At 52.9% G+C, this 15,146-nt stretch carries 14 protein-coding genes; all 14 read left to right on the top strand.

From position 1 onward, the window contains the following. Nucleotides 1–46: 46 nt before the first annotated feature. The 14 genes from IEY46_RS13815 to ffh all read left to right on the top strand — a co-directional run bounded on the left by IEY46_RS13815 (nucleotide 47) and on the right by ffh (nucleotide 14,997). Nucleotides 47–559 carry a YceD family protein gene (locus tag IEY46_RS13815; RefSeq protein ID WP_188992575.1) on the top strand — a complete coding sequence of 171 codons (513 nt, stop codon included), beginning with the start codon at nucleotides 47–49 and terminating at the stop codon, nucleotides 557–559. A 57-nt stretch (nucleotides 560–616) separates the two neighbouring features. Then, complete coding sequence (gene rpmF, locus IEY46_RS13810) at nucleotides 617–790, top strand: 50S ribosomal protein L32 (protein ID WP_188992574.1); 174 nt, start codon at nucleotides 617–619, stop codon at nucleotides 788–790. 222 nt (nucleotides 791–1,012) lie between these two features. Further along, the gene (gene fapR / locus IEY46_RS13805; protein ID WP_188992573.1) at nucleotides 1,013–1,612 is read left to right on the top strand and encodes a transcription factor FapR; all 600 of its coding nucleotides are present in this window, start codon (nucleotides 1,013–1,015) and stop codon (nucleotides 1,610–1,612) included. Beyond that, nucleotides 1,613–2,602, top strand: a complete 990-nt coding sequence (plsX, locus tag IEY46_RS13800) for a phosphate acyltransferase PlsX (protein WP_188992572.1) — start codon at nucleotides 1,613–1,615, stop codon at nucleotides 2,600–2,602. 9 nt (nucleotides 2,603–2,611) lie between these two features. Next, nucleotides 2,612–3,598, top strand: coding sequence for a beta-ketoacyl-ACP synthase III (locus tag IEY46_RS13795; protein ID WP_188993822.1), 987 nt, complete (start codon nucleotides 2,612–2,614; stop codon nucleotides 3,596–3,598). A 69-nt stretch (nucleotides 3,599–3,667) separates the two neighbouring features. Then, the gene (fabD, locus tag IEY46_RS13790; RefSeq protein WP_188992571.1) at nucleotides 3,668–4,594 is read left to right on the top strand and encodes an ACP S-malonyltransferase; all 927 of its coding nucleotides are present in this window, start codon (nucleotides 3,668–3,670) and stop codon (nucleotides 4,592–4,594) included. Between the two features lie 499 nt (nucleotides 4,595–5,093). Beyond that, on the top strand, nucleotides 5,094–5,843 hold the full coding sequence (gene fabG / locus IEY46_RS13785) for a 3-oxoacyl-[acyl-carrier-protein] reductase (RefSeq protein ID WP_188992570.1): 750 nt from the start codon (nucleotides 5,094–5,096) through the stop codon (nucleotides 5,841–5,843). 99 nt (nucleotides 5,844–5,942) lie between these two features. Beyond that, on the top strand, nucleotides 5,943–6,176 hold the full coding sequence (gene acpP, locus IEY46_RS13780; protein WP_188992569.1) for an acyl carrier protein: 234 nt from the start codon (nucleotides 5,943–5,945) through the stop codon (nucleotides 6,174–6,176). A 155-nt stretch (nucleotides 6,177–6,331) separates the two neighbouring features. Further along, nucleotides 6,332–7,570, top strand: a complete 1,239-nt coding sequence (fabF, locus tag IEY46_RS13775) for a beta-ketoacyl-ACP synthase II (RefSeq protein ID WP_188992568.1) — start codon at nucleotides 6,332–6,334, stop codon at nucleotides 7,568–7,570. After that, nucleotides 7,560–8,252, top strand: coding sequence for a ribonuclease III (gene rnc / locus IEY46_RS13770; protein ID WP_188992567.1), 693 nt, complete (start codon nucleotides 7,560–7,562; stop codon nucleotides 8,250–8,252). Before fabF ends, rnc begins: the two co-directional genes overlap by 11 nt. Before the next feature lie 216 nt (nucleotides 8,253–8,468). Continuing rightward, nucleotides 8,469–12,044 carry a chromosome segregation protein SMC gene (gene smc / locus IEY46_RS13765; protein ID WP_188992566.1) on the top strand — a complete coding sequence of 1,192 codons (3,576 nt, stop codon included), beginning with the start codon at nucleotides 8,469–8,471 and terminating at the stop codon, nucleotides 12,042–12,044. An 89-nt stretch (nucleotides 12,045–12,133) separates the two neighbouring features. After that, entirely contained in the window at nucleotides 12,134–13,144 is a 1,011-nt protein-coding gene (ftsY, locus tag IEY46_RS13760; protein WP_188992565.1) for a signal recognition particle-docking protein FtsY, read from the top strand. Nucleotides 13,145–13,288: 144 nt separating this feature from the next. Beyond that, nucleotides 13,289–13,600 carry a YlxM family DNA-binding protein gene (gene ylxM, locus IEY46_RS13755; RefSeq protein ID WP_229750285.1) on the top strand — a complete coding sequence of 104 codons (312 nt, stop codon included), beginning with the start codon at nucleotides 13,289–13,291 and terminating at the stop codon, nucleotides 13,598–13,600. A 23-nt stretch (nucleotides 13,601–13,623) separates the two neighbouring features. Further along, entirely contained in the window at nucleotides 13,624–14,997 is a 1,374-nt protein-coding gene (ffh, locus tag IEY46_RS13750; protein WP_188992564.1) for a signal recognition particle protein, read from the top strand. The last annotated feature ends 149 nt before the right edge of the window (nucleotides 14,998–15,146 follow it).

The raw sequence follows: 15,146 nt of genomic DNA, 5'->3' as shown, positions 1-15,146 counted from the left end.
GATTCAAAAATCGATATAATAAACTTTGTTTGTTTGGGGTGATCCTATGAAGATTCAACTTCGTGAATTTTTGTCCAAAGGGACATCGGTTCCGATACGCGAGAGCTTAAATGCCGATTGGCTTCAGCAGGTCCGCAGTGACGTCATCAGCGCAAGTCCGCTTGAAGTTGATTTGACGGCCACCGCGACGGACGGTATCGCTCATGTGGAGGGCAAGCTGTCCGTTGAAGTCGAATTCGCATGCTCGCGCTGCTTGGAACCTGTGAAGGAACAGATTACTGTTCCTTTTCATGAACGTTTCAAGCCGGCTAAAGCTAAAATTGAAAATCTTGAAAATGAAGAAGAAATTATTGCGGTTGAAGAGGACAGCGTGGATCTTGATCCGATTGTTGAAGAAACGATGCTTCTCTCCCTGCCTTTCATCCCGCTGTGCGACGAAGACTGCAAAGGACTTTGCCACACTTGCGGAACCAACTTGAATGTTGAAAATTGCGGATGCTCGAAGGATGTTATCGATCCCCGTTTGGCCGCGTTGCAAGATTTTTTCAAGAAAGAGTAGGCTCTTCAGTCGAGGTTAAGCATACCTTTAGCGAATTCTTTTAAGGAGGTGGGAAATATGGCAGTACCACAACGAAGAACATCGAAAACCCGTCGTGACAAACGCCGCACGCATTTCAAACTGGCAGTGCCGGGCATGGTGAAATGTGAACAATGCGGAGAGTTGAAATTGGCTCACCGGGTATGCAAAGTTTGCGGATATTACAAAACGAGAGAAATTATCAAACAATAATGCGCTTAATTAGTAGTACTTCATCTTGGTGAGGTGCTATTTTTTTGCGCTTTTTCTCATTTTCGCGGCCATCTTCCGATCAATTGTTGTCATTGCTTCCCGCCGGATTCTTCTATATACTTGTTAGGACCAGGTTATAATAGCTGGATGCAAATTTTGACCATGCTGACAGTTCGGCATCAATTAATGAATCCACCGGAAGAAAAGAAAATATAGATAAGGGTGGTGCGGATTATCGAGCGTCTTCCGAAAAGACAACGGCACCAGCAGCTTGCAAAGCTTATTGATGAGAACCCGTTCATAACGGATCGCGAACTCACCCGGCAGTTGAAGGTCAGTATCCAGACCGTAAGGCTTGACCGGATGGAACTTGGCATCCCTGAACTGAGGGAACGCATCAAGCTGATGGCCGAGCGTTCGTATGATTCGGTCCGCTCCCTTCCGCTGCATGAAGTAATAGGGGATATTGTTGATTTGCAGCTGGACAGAAGCGGAATATCCATTTTTGAAATACGCAATGAACATGTTTTTTCCAGAACCGGGATAGCTCGCGGACATCATATTTTCGCGCAGGCCAATTCATTGGCTGTCGCCGTTATTAACGATGAGATCGCGCTTACGGCAACTGCGGATATCCGTTTTTTACGTTCAGTCAAGCTGGGCGAGAAATGCATATCCAAAGCTTATGTCCGTTCCATTTCAGGCAGGCAGAGCAAAGCGAAAGTAGAAGTGTTTTCTTATGTGGGGGATGAAATGGTATTTCAGGGCCATTTCGTTATTTATCGGTCCGCGGGAGAGACGGTCATCGAGGGAGGAAATTAAGTGCGGATCGCAATTGATGCGATGGGAGGCGACCATGCGCCTGCACTCATCGTCAAAGGGGCATTGGAAGCAGCCAGGGAGTGGCCGGATATACAGCTGCTGCTGGTAGGCGACACTCCGCGGATTGAAGAGCATATAGAAGGGACGATGCCGTCTAATGTGAAGATCATCCATGCATCCGATGTTATCGGACCGGATGAGGAACCGGTGAAGGCCGTGCGCCGGAAGAAGGATTCTTCCATGGTGGTGGCCGGAAGACTGGTCCGGGAAGGGCAGGCGGAGGCCATGCTGTCGGCCGGCAATACTGGAGCGCTGATGACGACGGGACTGCTTGTTGTGGGCAGAATCGAGGGCATTGAGCGGCCGGCGCTGGTGTACATGCTGCCGACAATTGATGATGTCGGCGTGCTTGCGCTGGATCTGGGCGCGAATATGGATGCCAAGCCGGAGCATCTGCTGCAGTATGCCATTATGGGCAGCATTTACAGGACCAAGGTGCAGGGGCTTAAGAATCCCCGTGTCGGTCTGCTCAATGTGGGAACAGAAGCGATGAAAGGCAATGAATTATCCAAGGCGGCTTACAGCTTGCTGGAAGCGGCTCCGATTCATTTTATCGGCAATGTGGAGTCCCGTGATGTGCTGGCGCATAACTGCGATGTCCTCGTTTGCGACGGATTTGCCGGCAACATTATGTTGAAGACAATGGAAGGCACGGCAGGGATGCTGTTCAGTACCTTGAAGGAAACATTGACCAGTTCGTTTGTCAACAAAATCGCCGCGTCGATTTTGCGTTCAAGCATGCAGAAGCTGCGCAAAAAAATGGATTATAAAGAGCACGGCGGCGCTCCATTGCTGGGCGTAAACGGCCTTGTCATCAAGTGTCACGGATCATCCGATATCAAAGCGGTCAAGAATGGCGTACGCCAGGCAAAAATAGCGATCGAAAGCCAGCTGATTCCATCAATCGCGGCTGAAATCAGCGGGAAGTGAGAGTGAATGATGCAACAAACATCAGTTGGCATACTTGGAACAGGCAAATATGTGCCTGAACGTATTTTAACGAATCATGAGCTGGAACAAATGGTGGATACGAACGATGAATGGATCGTTTCCCGGACGGGAATTCGTGAGCGCCGCATCGCCGCACCGGATCAGGCGACTTCCGATCTGGCATTCCATGCTTCAACAGCAGCACTCCAGGCAGCGGGAATAACAGCTGAAGAGCTGGACCTGATCATTGTGGCGACGATTACGCCTGATATGTATTTTCCGTCCACGGCCTGCCTGCTGCAGGATAAGTTGGGAGCCAAGAAAGCGGCGGCGTTTGATTTGTCTGCGGCATGCTCCGGCTTTATTTATGGACTGGCAACCGCAACAAGCATGATTGCGACGGGCATGTACCGTCACGTACTGGTTGTCGGCGCAGAATGTTTGTCGCGTATCACGGATTACACCGACCGCAATACCTGTATCCTGTTCGGTGACGGATCAGGTGCGGTGGTGCTCGGCGCGGTTCCGGAAGGACGGGGTTTTAAATCCTTCGAGCTGGGCGCGGACGGTGCAGGGGGAGATTTGCTGAAGGTGTGCGGTGGCGGCTCGCGACTGCCGTCTACGGCGCAGACAATTGCCGACAAGCAGCATTTTATTTATATGGCGGGCAGCGAGGTATTCAAATTTGCTGTCCGGATTATGGGAAATGCGGCGGAAGAAGCGCTTCGCAAGGCCGGGATGGACAAAGGCGACATCGATTTGCTGATTCCCCATCAGGCGAATATCCGGATTATCCAGTCGGCGCTTAACCGGTTGGAACTTCCGGAAGAGAAAAGCATGATCAATCTGCACAATTACGGAAATGTTTCAGCGGCATCGATTCCCATCGCGCTGGCTGAAGCGGTTGAACAGGGCCGCGTCCATGAAGGCGACCGCCTTGTAATGGTCGGCTTTGGCGGCGGGCTAACCTGGGGAGCCTCCGTACTGGTCTGGTAATTAACCGGCCTTATTGTCAAATCACCCTCGTAAATTCGGTTTATGCTTGATAGGAGGAGGTGCATCACCATGGGCAAAACAGCATTCGTATTTCCCGGTCAGGGTGCGCAAGCAGTTGGAATGGGCAAGGAGGCTTTTGATACGATAGAAGCTTCAAGAGCGATCTTCGAACGGGCGGATGAGGCGCTTGGCTTCAAGCTGAGCGATCTGATCTTCCAAGGTCCGGACGATGCGCTTAAGCAAACGGCAAATACGCAGCCCGCGCTGCTTACGGTCAGCATCGCGCTGCTGGAGGCATTCCGCGCACGGGGCATTGAAGCTGACTATGCAGCTGGCCACAGTCTTGGCGAATACAGCGCGTTGGTTGCTGCTGGCGTGCTGTCCTTCGAAGACGCGGTCCGCACGGTCAGAGCGCGCGGCGAATTCATGGAGCAGGCGGTACCAAGCGGCCAGGGCGCCATGGCTGCGGTGCTCGGTGCGGAGCGTGGAGACCTGGATGCGCTGTGTAAGGCTGTCACTGCGGATACAGCCGCAGTGGAGCTGGCCAACATAAACTGCCCGGGACAAATCGTCATCTCCGGTACGGCGGCAGGCGTACAGGCTGTTGTCGAGCGGGGTAAGGAAGCAGGCGCGAAGCGCGTCATTCCGCTGGAAGTCAGCGGACCGTTCCATTCCTCGTTGATGAAACCGGCCGCAGCGAAGCTTGCGGATGTATTGTCTGCGATCCAAATGGGCGATGCTTCTATGCCAGTCATTGCCAATGTCACGGCTGGTCCGGTGGTTGAAGCGGCAGAGATACGCCGTTTGTTGGCCGAGCAGGTTTATTCTCCCGTTCTTTGGGAAGACAGTATACGTTACCTGATCGAGCAAGGCGTTGACACCTTTATTGAAATCGGGTCCGGCACCGTTCTGGCCGGTCTGATCAAAAAAATCGATAAAACCGTAAAAATCATCTCCATCAACTCCGCGGCCTCTATCGAGGCTGTGGAAGTTTAAAACCGTTTAAGAACGGTTGCGCATGCGAAAACGTCTTCCGATCGCTGTTGTACCCCTGAATTTTTTTATTTTGAATACCTTTATCGGTTAAATTCGGGGTACAAAGGTCGTAAGTGGATGCTTCCGAAGCAGCTTTCTTACAGAAAGCTTGCAGCTTACGCTTCTACAGACTGTTTTCGCCTGCTCCGCCAAATGGCACGAGCCCGAAACTAAACGTTATTCAAGCCCCGAAGGGGCATCTTTTAACACGTGAGCACCGGAATAATAGTGGGTCCCGAATGGGACGAAAAACGAGGCCGGCACGTTGTAACTAACACGCTATGCGGCAGCGCCAACGTTATACCATTCCGGGTGTCCAGAGGGCAGGATGCCCTTGGGGTCCCCCTCTGGGGGATTTAGGGGGCAATGTAGGGCACAGCCCTAATCTTAATCTTAATCGTATTCCTATGGGGGGTAAGTGGGGCACCAGCCCCTCTCCCAAAGAAAGGAGCAACCAAATATGTTTGCAAACCTGACTGGTAAAGTCGCCCTGGTAACCGGAGCATCCCGCGGGATCGGACGGGCCATCGCCATTGCGCTTGCAGAAGGCGGCGCCGACGTGGCTATCAATTACGCGGGTGGCGAAGCAGCTGCGGCTGAGACCGCCAAGGCTGTAGAAGCCTTGGGACGGCGCGCGATTACGATTCAGGCTAACGTAGGAAAACAAGCCGAATTCGAAGCGATGGTCAAGCAGGTCGTGGAAACGTTTGGAACCATCGATATTTTGGTGAATAATGCAGGAATCACACGGGATAATTTAATCATGCGGATGAAGGAAGAAGAGTTCGACCAGGTTATTGAAACCAACCTCAAGGGCGTCTTTAACGGAATCAAGGCAGTAACGCGGCCTATGATGAAGCAGCGGTCCGGCCGGATTATTAATATTTCTTCCGTTGTCGGCGTCCTTGGCAATCCGGGGCAAGCTAATTATGTGGCTGCCAAGGCTGGTGTGATTGGACTGACAAAAGCTTCTGCACGCGAGCTGGCCTCGCGCCAGATTACGGTGAATTGCGTGGCGCCGGGGTTTATTGAGACCGAAATGACGGACAAGCTGCCGGAAGAAATGAGAACAAAGCTGCAGGCGGATATACCGCTGGCCCAGCTTGGATCCCCCGCCGATGTGGCGGCTGCGGTTCGTTTTCTGGCGTCTGACGCGGCTTCCTACATGACCGGACAGACGGTTCATGTGGACGGCGGCATGTACATGTAACGCATTCCATTGCGCGGTTTCAACCCTTTTCGGACCACGGACAGACGTATGGCAATTTGTCCAAGATTCTCGTATAATACCATGGAGGAGGTGAACCGGATGTCCGATGTATTTGATCGTGTGAAACGCATCGTTGTCGACCGCCTTGGCGTTGACGAATCAGAAGTATCGCTTGAAGCGTCGTTTAAAGACGACCTCGGCGCTGACTCTCTAGATGTCGTCGAATTAGTCATGGAGCTGGAAGATGAGTTCGATATGGAGATCTCTGATGAAGATGCAGAGAAAATTACCAGTGTGGGAGAAGTAGTGAAGTACATATCTTCTCATACCTAAAGTAAACTTACGGGTCCCGTTCACAGCGGGACTTCTCTCCTTATTAACCTTTCACAAGCTGTATATCCCAGTGAGCAAGCGCAACCTGCGTTTTTTATAGATTATTATAACTATGGTACGGTAACCATTATCGTTGTCCATCTGAGGTGAATTGAATGAAGCAGAGAGTGGTCGTTACGGGCATGGGGGTCATGACCTCGCTCGGTTCGGATTTGGATCAGTTCTGGGAGAATTTGATGCAGGGCAAGTCGGGCGTTTCGCATGTCGAAGCGTTTGACGTATCGGAGTATACGACTCAGATTGCAGCTGAAATCAAGAACTTCCAGCCTGACGATTACGTGGATAAAAAAGAAGCTCGCCGCATGGACCGTTTTGTTCAGTTTGCGGTCGTTGCCAGCCTGCTTGCAGTCAAAGATTCAGGACTGGAAATTGGCAGCAACGTGGACGCCGAACGGATTGGCGTCATGATCGGTTCAGGTATCGGGGGGCTAGGCACTTGGGAGGACCAGCATAATATTCTGCTGGAGAAAGGGCCCAAGCGGGTCAGCCCGTTCTTTATACCAATGATGATCGCCAATATGGCCTCAGGCCAGGTTTCCATTACGACAGGAGCCAAAGGTCCCAATAGCACGGCGGTTACCGCTTGTGCGACGGGAACCCATTCCATTGGCGATTCCTTCAAATTGATACAGCGCGGGGATGCCGAGGCGATGATTTGCGGAGGCGCGGAGGCAACGATCCGTCCGACCGGCATGGCCGGTTTCTGCTCCATGCGCGCGATGTCGACGCGAAACGATGAGCCGCATAAAGCAAGCAGGCCGTTTGATATCGACCGTGACGGTTTTGTCATGGGCGAAGGGTCGGGCGTATTGGTCCTTGAATCCTTGGAGCATGCACAGCAGCGCGGAGCGCATATCTATGCGGAAATTATCGGTTATGGGATGAGCGGCGACGCTCACCATATGACAGATCCGGATCCGGATGGAGCTGCCCGCTGTATGGTAAAAGCGCTCAAGGATGCGAATATTGAGCCGACGGCGATCGATTATATTAATGCACACGGCACGTCGACGGGTGCAGGCGACCGCTCGGAAACCATTGCCATCAAGAAAGCATTCGGTGAACACGCCCATAAGCTGGCAGTCAGTTCTACGAAGTCGATGACCGGTCATCTTTTGGGAGCCGCAGGAGGCGTTGAAGCCGTTATTTTGGGACTGACGCTGAAGAATGGCCGAATTGCGCCCACCATTAACCTGGACAATCCGGATCCGGAGTGCGATCTCGATTATGTACCCAACACGCCGCGTGAGGCGGATGTGCAAATCGCATTGTCCAACTCCTTCGGTTTTGGCGGTCATAACGCCACGATCGTGATGAAGAAATATGAAGCTTGAAAGGTTTGAGGAGCTTCAATCGCGGCTGCAGCTCCGTTTCCGTACAACTCGTCTGCTGAGACAAGCGTTCACTCACACCTCTTATGTGAATGAACACCGTCAAAGCGTGCTGGAACATAATGAGCGGCTTGAATTTTTGGGCGACGCCGTTCTTCAGCTGACGGTTTCGGAATTTCTGTACCGGACATTTCCGGAGCGTCCGGAGGGGCAGTTAACCCGGATGCGCGCTTCGATTGTGTGCGAGCCATCGCTTGCAAGGTTCGCGGATATGCTTGGACTGGGCGCCCATGTTATGCTTGGGCGCGGTGAGGAACAACTCGGCGGCAGGCTTCGGCCTGCTCTGCTTGCCGATCTGTTCGAATCCTTTGTCGGAGCGATTTATCTCGATCAGGGGCTGGAGGCTGTGCGGAATTTTCTCGCGCGCCACATCTTCCCCCACATCGACAGCGATGGCGGCATGCTCGTCAAGGATTACAAATCTACGCTGCAGGAGCGTGCCCAGCATAGCGGCATGGGTCCTATCGAATACCGGATCACAGAGGAGCGGGGGCCTGCCCACGACCGCGAATTTGTCGTGGAAGTCTACATCGCGGATGATCTGTATGGAACTGGAGTCGGACGAACAAAGAAGGAAGCGGAGCAGCAGGCTGCTGCGGAAGCTTGGCGCAAACTGCCCGGCTAATTCTCTTCATTCAATAGCTGCGAAAAGATCCTGGTCGCTGGTCAAGCGTTCCGGGATTTTTTGCGCGGGAAGCGGCGAGTCAGGGAAAATTTTCCCATATCGCAAAACGCTCATGAAACCGTGAGATCCATCGCGGCATAGCCCCCCAAGCGAGCAATTGAACCTGTCCTTTTCGGACAAATATGATACAATAGTCGATGAGGTGAAGGCTAAGATATGTTCCTGAAAAGGATTGAATTAGCAGGGTTTAAATCATTTGCCGACAAGACGGAGCTTGAATTCGTTCAAGGCATCACGGCTGTGGTCGGTCCTAACGGCAGCGGCAAAAGCAATATAAGCGACAGCATCCGTTGGGTGCTGGGCGAACAGAGCGCCAAAAGTCTTCGCGGCGGCAAAATGGAAGATATTATTTTTGCCGGAAGCGATGCGCGCAAAGCGGTTAATTTCGGCGAAGTATCGTTGACGCTCGATAATTCAGATAATGCGCTGCCCTTGGAATTCAATGAGGTGACGGTAACCCGGCGAGTCCATCGCAGCGGCGACAGCGAATATATGATCAACAAACAACCCTGCCGACTGAAGGACATAACGGAATTGTTTATGGATACGGGCATCGGCAAGGAAGCCTATTCCATTATCGGACAGGGACGCATTGAAGAAATTCTCAGCACACGCTCAGAAGATCGCCGGGGTATTTTTGAAGAAGCCTCCGGGATCGTAAAATATAAATCGCGCAAACGCGAAGCGCAGAAGAAGCTCGATGATACCGAGCAGAATTTGCTGCGCATTCATGACCTGGTCTCGGAGCTTGAGGACCAGGTGGAGCCGCTTCGTATCCAATCGGAGAAAGCAATAAGCTTTAAGCAATTCAAAGAGCAGCTGAAAACATCCGAAATATCGATGTATGTACATAATATTCAAGCCGTTCACACCTCCTGGAGCGAAGCTAGCGTGCGCATGACCCGATTGAAAGAGGAGCATCTTACCTTATCGACGGTTGTCAGCAAGCATGATGCTTTACTGGAGAAAGACAGGCAGAAGCTGCGGGAGCTTGAGGAAGCGCTTGACCGGCTGCATGAGTCAATGCTTCAGTACAGCGAGGATTACGAGAAATGCGAAGGTTACGGAGAAGTTCTTAAAGAACGAAAACGCAATTTGGAGCAGAACCGTTCCCAACTGGAGTCATCCCTGGCCGCACAGAATGAGCGGATCGGCCAGCTGACGAAGGAAGAAGCGGAGTACCGCGGCAAAGCGGCTGCGCTTGAGAATGATCTTCAGACCATTCGTGCGAAGCTGGCAAATGAAGAGGCAAGGTTATTGGGAACCGCCGCTTCAGCGTCAGGCGATGCTGAGGAATCGCTTAAGAGCGAATTGCTTGATGTGCTTAGTTCCATGGCCCAGCTGCGCAACGAAATACGTTATGCAGCCCAGCAGGAGGAAGCGCTGCAGCGCCGGGTGGAAAGACTTGGCGAGGAGCATGCGAAATGGCAGGAGCAGCACGGGAAACTCACCGCCCGCAAGCAGGAGCTGGAGCAGCGTCTGGTGAAGACGCTCGCTGAAATAACGGCGCTTCGCGATCGTTATATTCATGAAGGCGAGCAGCTGCAATCCGGTGTTAAGCTGCTGGAAGAAGCACAGGGAGCCGCGCGGAAGTGGGAGCAGAAGCTGGAAGGGCTCCGTTCGCGCCGGGATACGATGAAGGAAATGCAGGATGACCTGGATGGGTTCATGCAGGGAGTCCGTGAGGTACTTAAGGCATCGCGCCGATCCGCTGGCGGGCTTCAGGGCGTTCACGGCGCTGTGGCGGAGCTTGTACGTGTGCCGGAGAAGGTGGAGCTGGCCGTGGAAACGGCGCTCGGCGGCGCGCTGCAGCATGTCGTTATGGAAGATGAGAAAAGCGCCCGGGCGGCAATTGCATTTCTGAAGCAGCGTCAGCTGGGAAGGGCGACTTTCCTGCCACTTGATGTGATTCGGGGGCGGAATATTCCCGAACATGACAAGAGGATGATAGAGAGCATTGAAGGTTTTGTCGGCGTTGCGGCAGAGCTCGTCTCCTGCGAGCCAAAGTATTCTTCGATTATCAATAATTTGCTCGGCAATGTACTGCTGGCCGACACGCTGGAGCATGCCAACCGCATCGCGGCCAAATGCCAATACCGTTTCCGGGTAGTTACACTGGAGGGCGACGTGGTCAATGCCGGCGGATCTATGACAGGTGGCAGCCTGCAGAAGAAAGGCGCCAATCTGCTTGGCCGGCAGCGTCAAATTGAGCAGTTGAGCGAAGAAATCAAAACCACGGACGATCAGCTTGGCAAGCTGCGCGACAAAATTAGCGATCTGCGCAAGGAACAGTCGATCCGCAACCAGAATGTGGATGAGCTGCGTGCCCAGGGCGAGCAGCGCCGTATCGAGGAGCAGCAGGTCCGGGCCGAGCTGCAGCAGCTCGATAATGAGGGACGTTATCTGAATGAGCAGCGTCAGCTGTTTGATGCCGATAATGACGGTCAGAAAGCCGAGCGGCAGAACATTGCCAATGCGGAAGCTGCAGCGAAGGAACGCCTGGCTGAATTGTCGCTGGAAGAAACCAAGCTGCAGGAAGCGATCCGTATCGCGGAGACCCGCCGCAAGGAAGGGGAGTCGGCGAAGGAGCAGCTTCAGGATCAATTGACGGATTTGAAAATCGCCGCAGCCAAAACAGACCAGGAAAAGCATTCCTTCGAAGACCAGGCGGCGAGGGTGCGTTCCGATATTGGCCGGGCCAAGCAGGAGCTTGCGGGACTGCGTACGATGTTGGCCCGCCAGGAGGAAGAAGCAGGGCTGCATATGGAGGAAAGTGTCAGGCAGATTGAGCAGCTGAACCAGTTGAAGCTGCAGAAGGACTCCTGCTCGGAGCAGACCGATATTAAACGCGCACAGCGGGCGGAGCTCACCCGCGAGCTGGAGCAGGGTGAAAGCGAAACGAAGGAGCAGCGAACACAGCTGCGCTCGGTCGACGATCAGCTCCGGCAGACGGAAATCGCGGCTAACCGGCTGGACGTGGAGCTGGATAACCTTCTTCGCAAGCTAAGCGAGGAATACGAGCTGAGCTATGAACTGGCCAAAGAGCGCTACCCCCTTCCCGAGGATGTTCAGGAGACACAAAATCAGGTGCGCGAGCTCAAACGCAAGATCTCCGCTCTGGGCGAAGTCAATCTCGGAGCGATAGAAGAATACGAAAGAGTGAAGGAACGTTATACATTTCTGAACGATCAGAAGAATGATCTTATTGAAGCAAAAACGACGCTCTACCAGGTCATCCGCGAAATGGATGAGGAGATGAGCAAACGGTTCAAAACGACATTCGAAGCGATCCGCGGACATTTTGTTGTTGTTTTTGCCAAGCTGTTCGGAGGCGGACGCGCGGATCTTGTCATGGTGGAGCCGGATCGCGTGCTCGACAGCGGAATCGATATTGTAGCGCAGCCTCCGGGTAAGAAACTCCAGAATCTTCAGCTTCTTTCCGGAGGCGAGCGGGCTCTCACCGCTATCGCTCTGTTGTTTGCCATCCTGCAGGTCAAGCCCGTTCCTTTCTGTGTGCTGGATGAAGTTGAGGCGGCTTTGGATGAGGCCAATGTATCGCGGTTTGCCCAGTATTTGCGCGAGTTTTCGGAGCTGACGCAGTTCATTGTTGTCACACACCGCAAAGGCACCATGGAAGAGGCGGATGTGCTTTATGGGGTGACCATGGAAGAAGGCGGGGTCTCCAAACTAGTTTCGGTGCGTCTCGAGGACGAGGAAGCCGTTTCCGCTTGACGACGCCTGAACAAACCGACCGGGGGCGCGCCAGCTTGGCGTCTGAATTCCGGCTTTTACAAACAAGACATGAAGTTGGAGGAAAACCGATGAGTTTTTTTAAACGTCTGAAGGAAAGTATTTCAAGCAAGACAGAAGCGGTTACCAATGCATTTAAGGAAGGGCTGACCAAAACCAGAACGGCATTCGTCGAGAAGGTCGAGGACCTGATCACCAGGCGCAAGAAAATCGATGAGGAATTCTACGAGGAACTTGAAGAGATTCTGATCGGTGCCGACGTAGGCGTGAACACCGTCATGCAGCTGATCGAGGAGCTTCGGGCAGAGGTGAAGAAACGCAAGATCGAAAATGCTGCGGATCTTCAGCCTGTGCTGTCGGAGAAACTGGTCGATTTGCTGAAAAGCAATGAAAAAGCGGGACTGCAAATGGCGGCTTCAGGAATGACCGTTATTTTGTTTGTCGGCGTGAATGGTGTCGGCAAAACAACGACGATCGGCAAGCTTGCCCACAAGTTTAAATCCGAAGGCAAAAAGGTGCTGTTGGCGGCGGGGGATACATTTCGCGCCGGTGCGATAGAGCAGCTTGAAGTGTGGGGCCAGCGCGTTGGCGTTGATGTCATCAAGCAGCAGGCCGGATCAGATCCAGCGGCGGTCATGTTCGACGCCGTTCAGGCCGCCAAGCAGCGGGGAGTCGATGTGCTGCTGTGCGATACAGCGGGAAGGCTGCAAAACAAATCCAACCTGATGGACGAGCTTAACAAAATATACCGTGTTATTCAACGCGAGGTTCCAAGCGCCCCTCATGAAGTGCTGCTTGTGCTTGATGCGACAACGGGGCAAAATGCGCTCAGCCAAGCGAAGCTTTTCGGCGAGAAAAGCGGTGTAACGGGTCTGGTGCTGACGAAGCTGGATGGAACGGCAAAAGGCGGGATCGTCATCGCGATCCGCAATGAGCTTCATCTGCCGGTGAAGCTGGTCGGTCTGGGAGAGAAGATGGACGATCTGCAGGAATTCGATTCCGAGCAGTTTGTGCATGCGTTGTTTGCCGGCCTGATCCAGAAGGCAGAGGCTGATGAGGACGAAACGGCTGAAAACAGGTGACAAGGGAATATACTTGACAGCAAGGTATCTGCTGGGCTATGATAGACGACAGATAAGATGTAAAGGTTTTTCCCTTGACGGAAGAGGTGGCTGAGTCTGAGCACAATTGAACCTGACGCCCTGACCAAAACCAATCGGATCAACATGCTGTTTGATTTCTACGGGCTGCTGCTCACAGAGAAGCAGCGGACATTTCTAAAATACTATTTTCACGATGATTATTCGCTTGGCGAAATTGCTGAAGAGTTTGAAATCAGCCGTCAGGCTATATACGAGCATCTCAAGCGGGCCCAGTCCATGCTTGAGAGTTATGAAAGCAAGCTGCACCTGCTGCAAAAGCATGAAGCCGGACAGGCATGGCTGGTCAGGCTGGACGCATGCGCGGACAGTGTTAGCGGGATGAACGGACTTGCTGATGAGCTGCGCCGGATTGCCCAGGGCATCCGGGAGACGTAAGATGAACTATAGAGGTGATGACGATGGCGTTTGAAGGCTTATCCACCCGGCTGCAGAATGTGTTCGGCAAGCTCCGGGGCAAAGGCAAGGTGTCGGAGGACGACGTAAACGAAGCAATGCGCGAAGTACGTCTGGCGCTTCTGGAAGCCGACGTTAACTTCAAAGTCGTTAAAGATTTTATCGCCAAGGTCAAGGATCGCGCGATCGGTCAGGAAATGGCCAAAAGCTTTACCCCCGGCATGGTAGTCGTTGATATCGTCAATAAAGAGTTAACGGAATTGATGGGCGGAACCCAAAGCAAGCTCGCCAAAGCCAACAAGCCTCCGACGGTTATTTTGATGGCCGGTCTCCAAGGGGCAGGTAAAACGACTTCTTCAGCAAAGCTTGCCAAAATGCTTCAGAAAAGCAATCACAAGCCGCTTCTGGTGGCGGGAGATATTTACCGTCCCGCTGCCATCAAGCAGCTGCAGGTGCTGGGGGAGCAAATCGGAGTGCCTGTCTTTACGCTTGGCGATCAGACCTCTCCGGTCGAAATTGCCCGCTCCGGACTTCAGCATGCAAAGGATAACGGATTGGATTATGTGATTCTCGATACGGCCGGCCGGCTTCATATTGATGCAGCGCTGATGGAGGAGCTTCGTCAAGTCCATGAAGTGGCCAAACCGGATGAAGTGCTGCTTGTTGTAGATTCGATGACGGGACAAGAAGCGGTTAATGTGGCCAAAAGCTTCCATGAACAGCTGGAATTGACCGGTGTTGTGCTGACCAAGCTTGATGGCGATACAAGAGGCGGCGCCGCGCTCTCCGTCAAAGCTGTAACGGGCTGTCCCATCAAATTTGTGGCAACCGGAGAGAAGATCGAACCGCTTGAGCCGTTTCACCCAGAGCGGATGGCTTCCCGGATTCTCGGTATGGGCGACATGCTGTCCCTGATCGAGAAAGCCCAGACCAGCATTGATGCGGATAAAGCAGCCGAGATGGAGCGCAAGATGCGCACAGCTGAATTTACCTTTGATGATTTTCTGGAACAGATGGATCAGGTCCGTAAGCTGGGACCGTTGGATCAGCTAATGGATATGATGCCCGGCATGGGCAAAATGAAAGAAATGAAAAATCTCAAGGTGGATGAAAAGCAGATCAACCGGGTCGAGGCGATTGTGAAATCGATGACCAAGGACGAGAAGCGTAAGCCCGAGATTCTCAATCACAGCCGCCGGAAGCGGATTGCGACCGGAAGTGGAACGACGGTAGCTGATGTTAACCGGCTGATCAAGCAGTTTGACGATATGCGCAAAATGATGAAACAGTTCTCCTCCATGATGGGACCTAAGGGGCCTAAGGGCGGGATGAAGGGGCTTAAAGGGATGCTCCCCAAAGGAATGAAATTCCCCTTCTAGCGGAGGTTCAAAAGTCCGATATTGATCACGAAGTGACTCAGGGGAGCGGATTCGACGTCGAATCTTGAATTCAGCCGGGAAAGAGCATATGCTTTCGAAGCTGGTTTTCTTACGAAAACCCTGAGATGCTCACGTAGGTTACCCTACGC

The organism is Paenibacillus nasutitermitis, assembly GCF_014641075.1.
In the GTDB taxonomy this organism is placed as follows: Bacteria; Bacillota; Bacilli; order Paenibacillales; family Paenibacillaceae; genus Paenibacillus_Z; species Paenibacillus_Z nasutitermitis.
The sequence above is the reverse complement of the archived record's forward strand: the minus strand, read 5'-3'. Positions and strand labels throughout refer to the sequence as shown.

Coding starts and splice junctions, on each gene's coding strand:
- fabD (WP_188992571.1), top strand. CDS start 3,668: ATGGGCAAAACAGCATTCGTATTTCCCGGTCAGGGTGCGCAAGCAGTT.
- rnc (WP_188992567.1), top strand. CDS start 7,560: ATGAAGCTTGAAAGGTTTGAGGAGCTTCAATCGCGGCTGCAGCTCCGT.
- acpP (WP_188992569.1), top strand. CDS start 5,943: ATGTCCGATGTATTTGATCGTGTGAAACGCATCGTTGTCGACCGCCTT.
- fabG (WP_188992570.1), top strand. CDS start 5,094: ATGTTTGCAAACCTGACTGGTAAAGTCGCCCTGGTAACCGGAGCATCC.
- fabF (WP_188992568.1), top strand. CDS start 6,332: ATGAAGCAGAGAGTGGTCGTTACGGGCATGGGGGTCATGACCTCGCTC.
- IEY46_RS13795 (WP_188993822.1), top strand. CDS start 2,612: ATGCAACAAACATCAGTTGGCATACTTGGAACAGGCAAATATGTGCCT.
- ftsY (WP_188992565.1), top strand. CDS start 12,134: ATGAGTTTTTTTAAACGTCTGAAGGAAAGTATTTCAAGCAAGACAGAA.
- IEY46_RS13815 (WP_188992575.1), top strand. CDS start 47: ATGAAGATTCAACTTCGTGAATTTTTGTCCAAAGGGACATCGGTTCCG.
- ylxM (WP_229750285.1), top strand. CDS start 13,289: ATGCTGTTTGATTTCTACGGGCTGCTGCTCACAGAGAAGCAGCGGACA.
- ffh (WP_188992564.1), top strand. CDS start 13,624: ATGGCGTTTGAAGGCTTATCCACCCGGCTGCAGAATGTGTTCGGCAAG.
- rpmF (WP_188992574.1), top strand. CDS start 617: ATGGCAGTACCACAACGAAGAACATCGAAAACCCGTCGTGACAAACGC.
- smc (WP_188992566.1), top strand. CDS start 8,469: ATGTTCCTGAAAAGGATTGAATTAGCAGGGTTTAAATCATTTGCCGAC.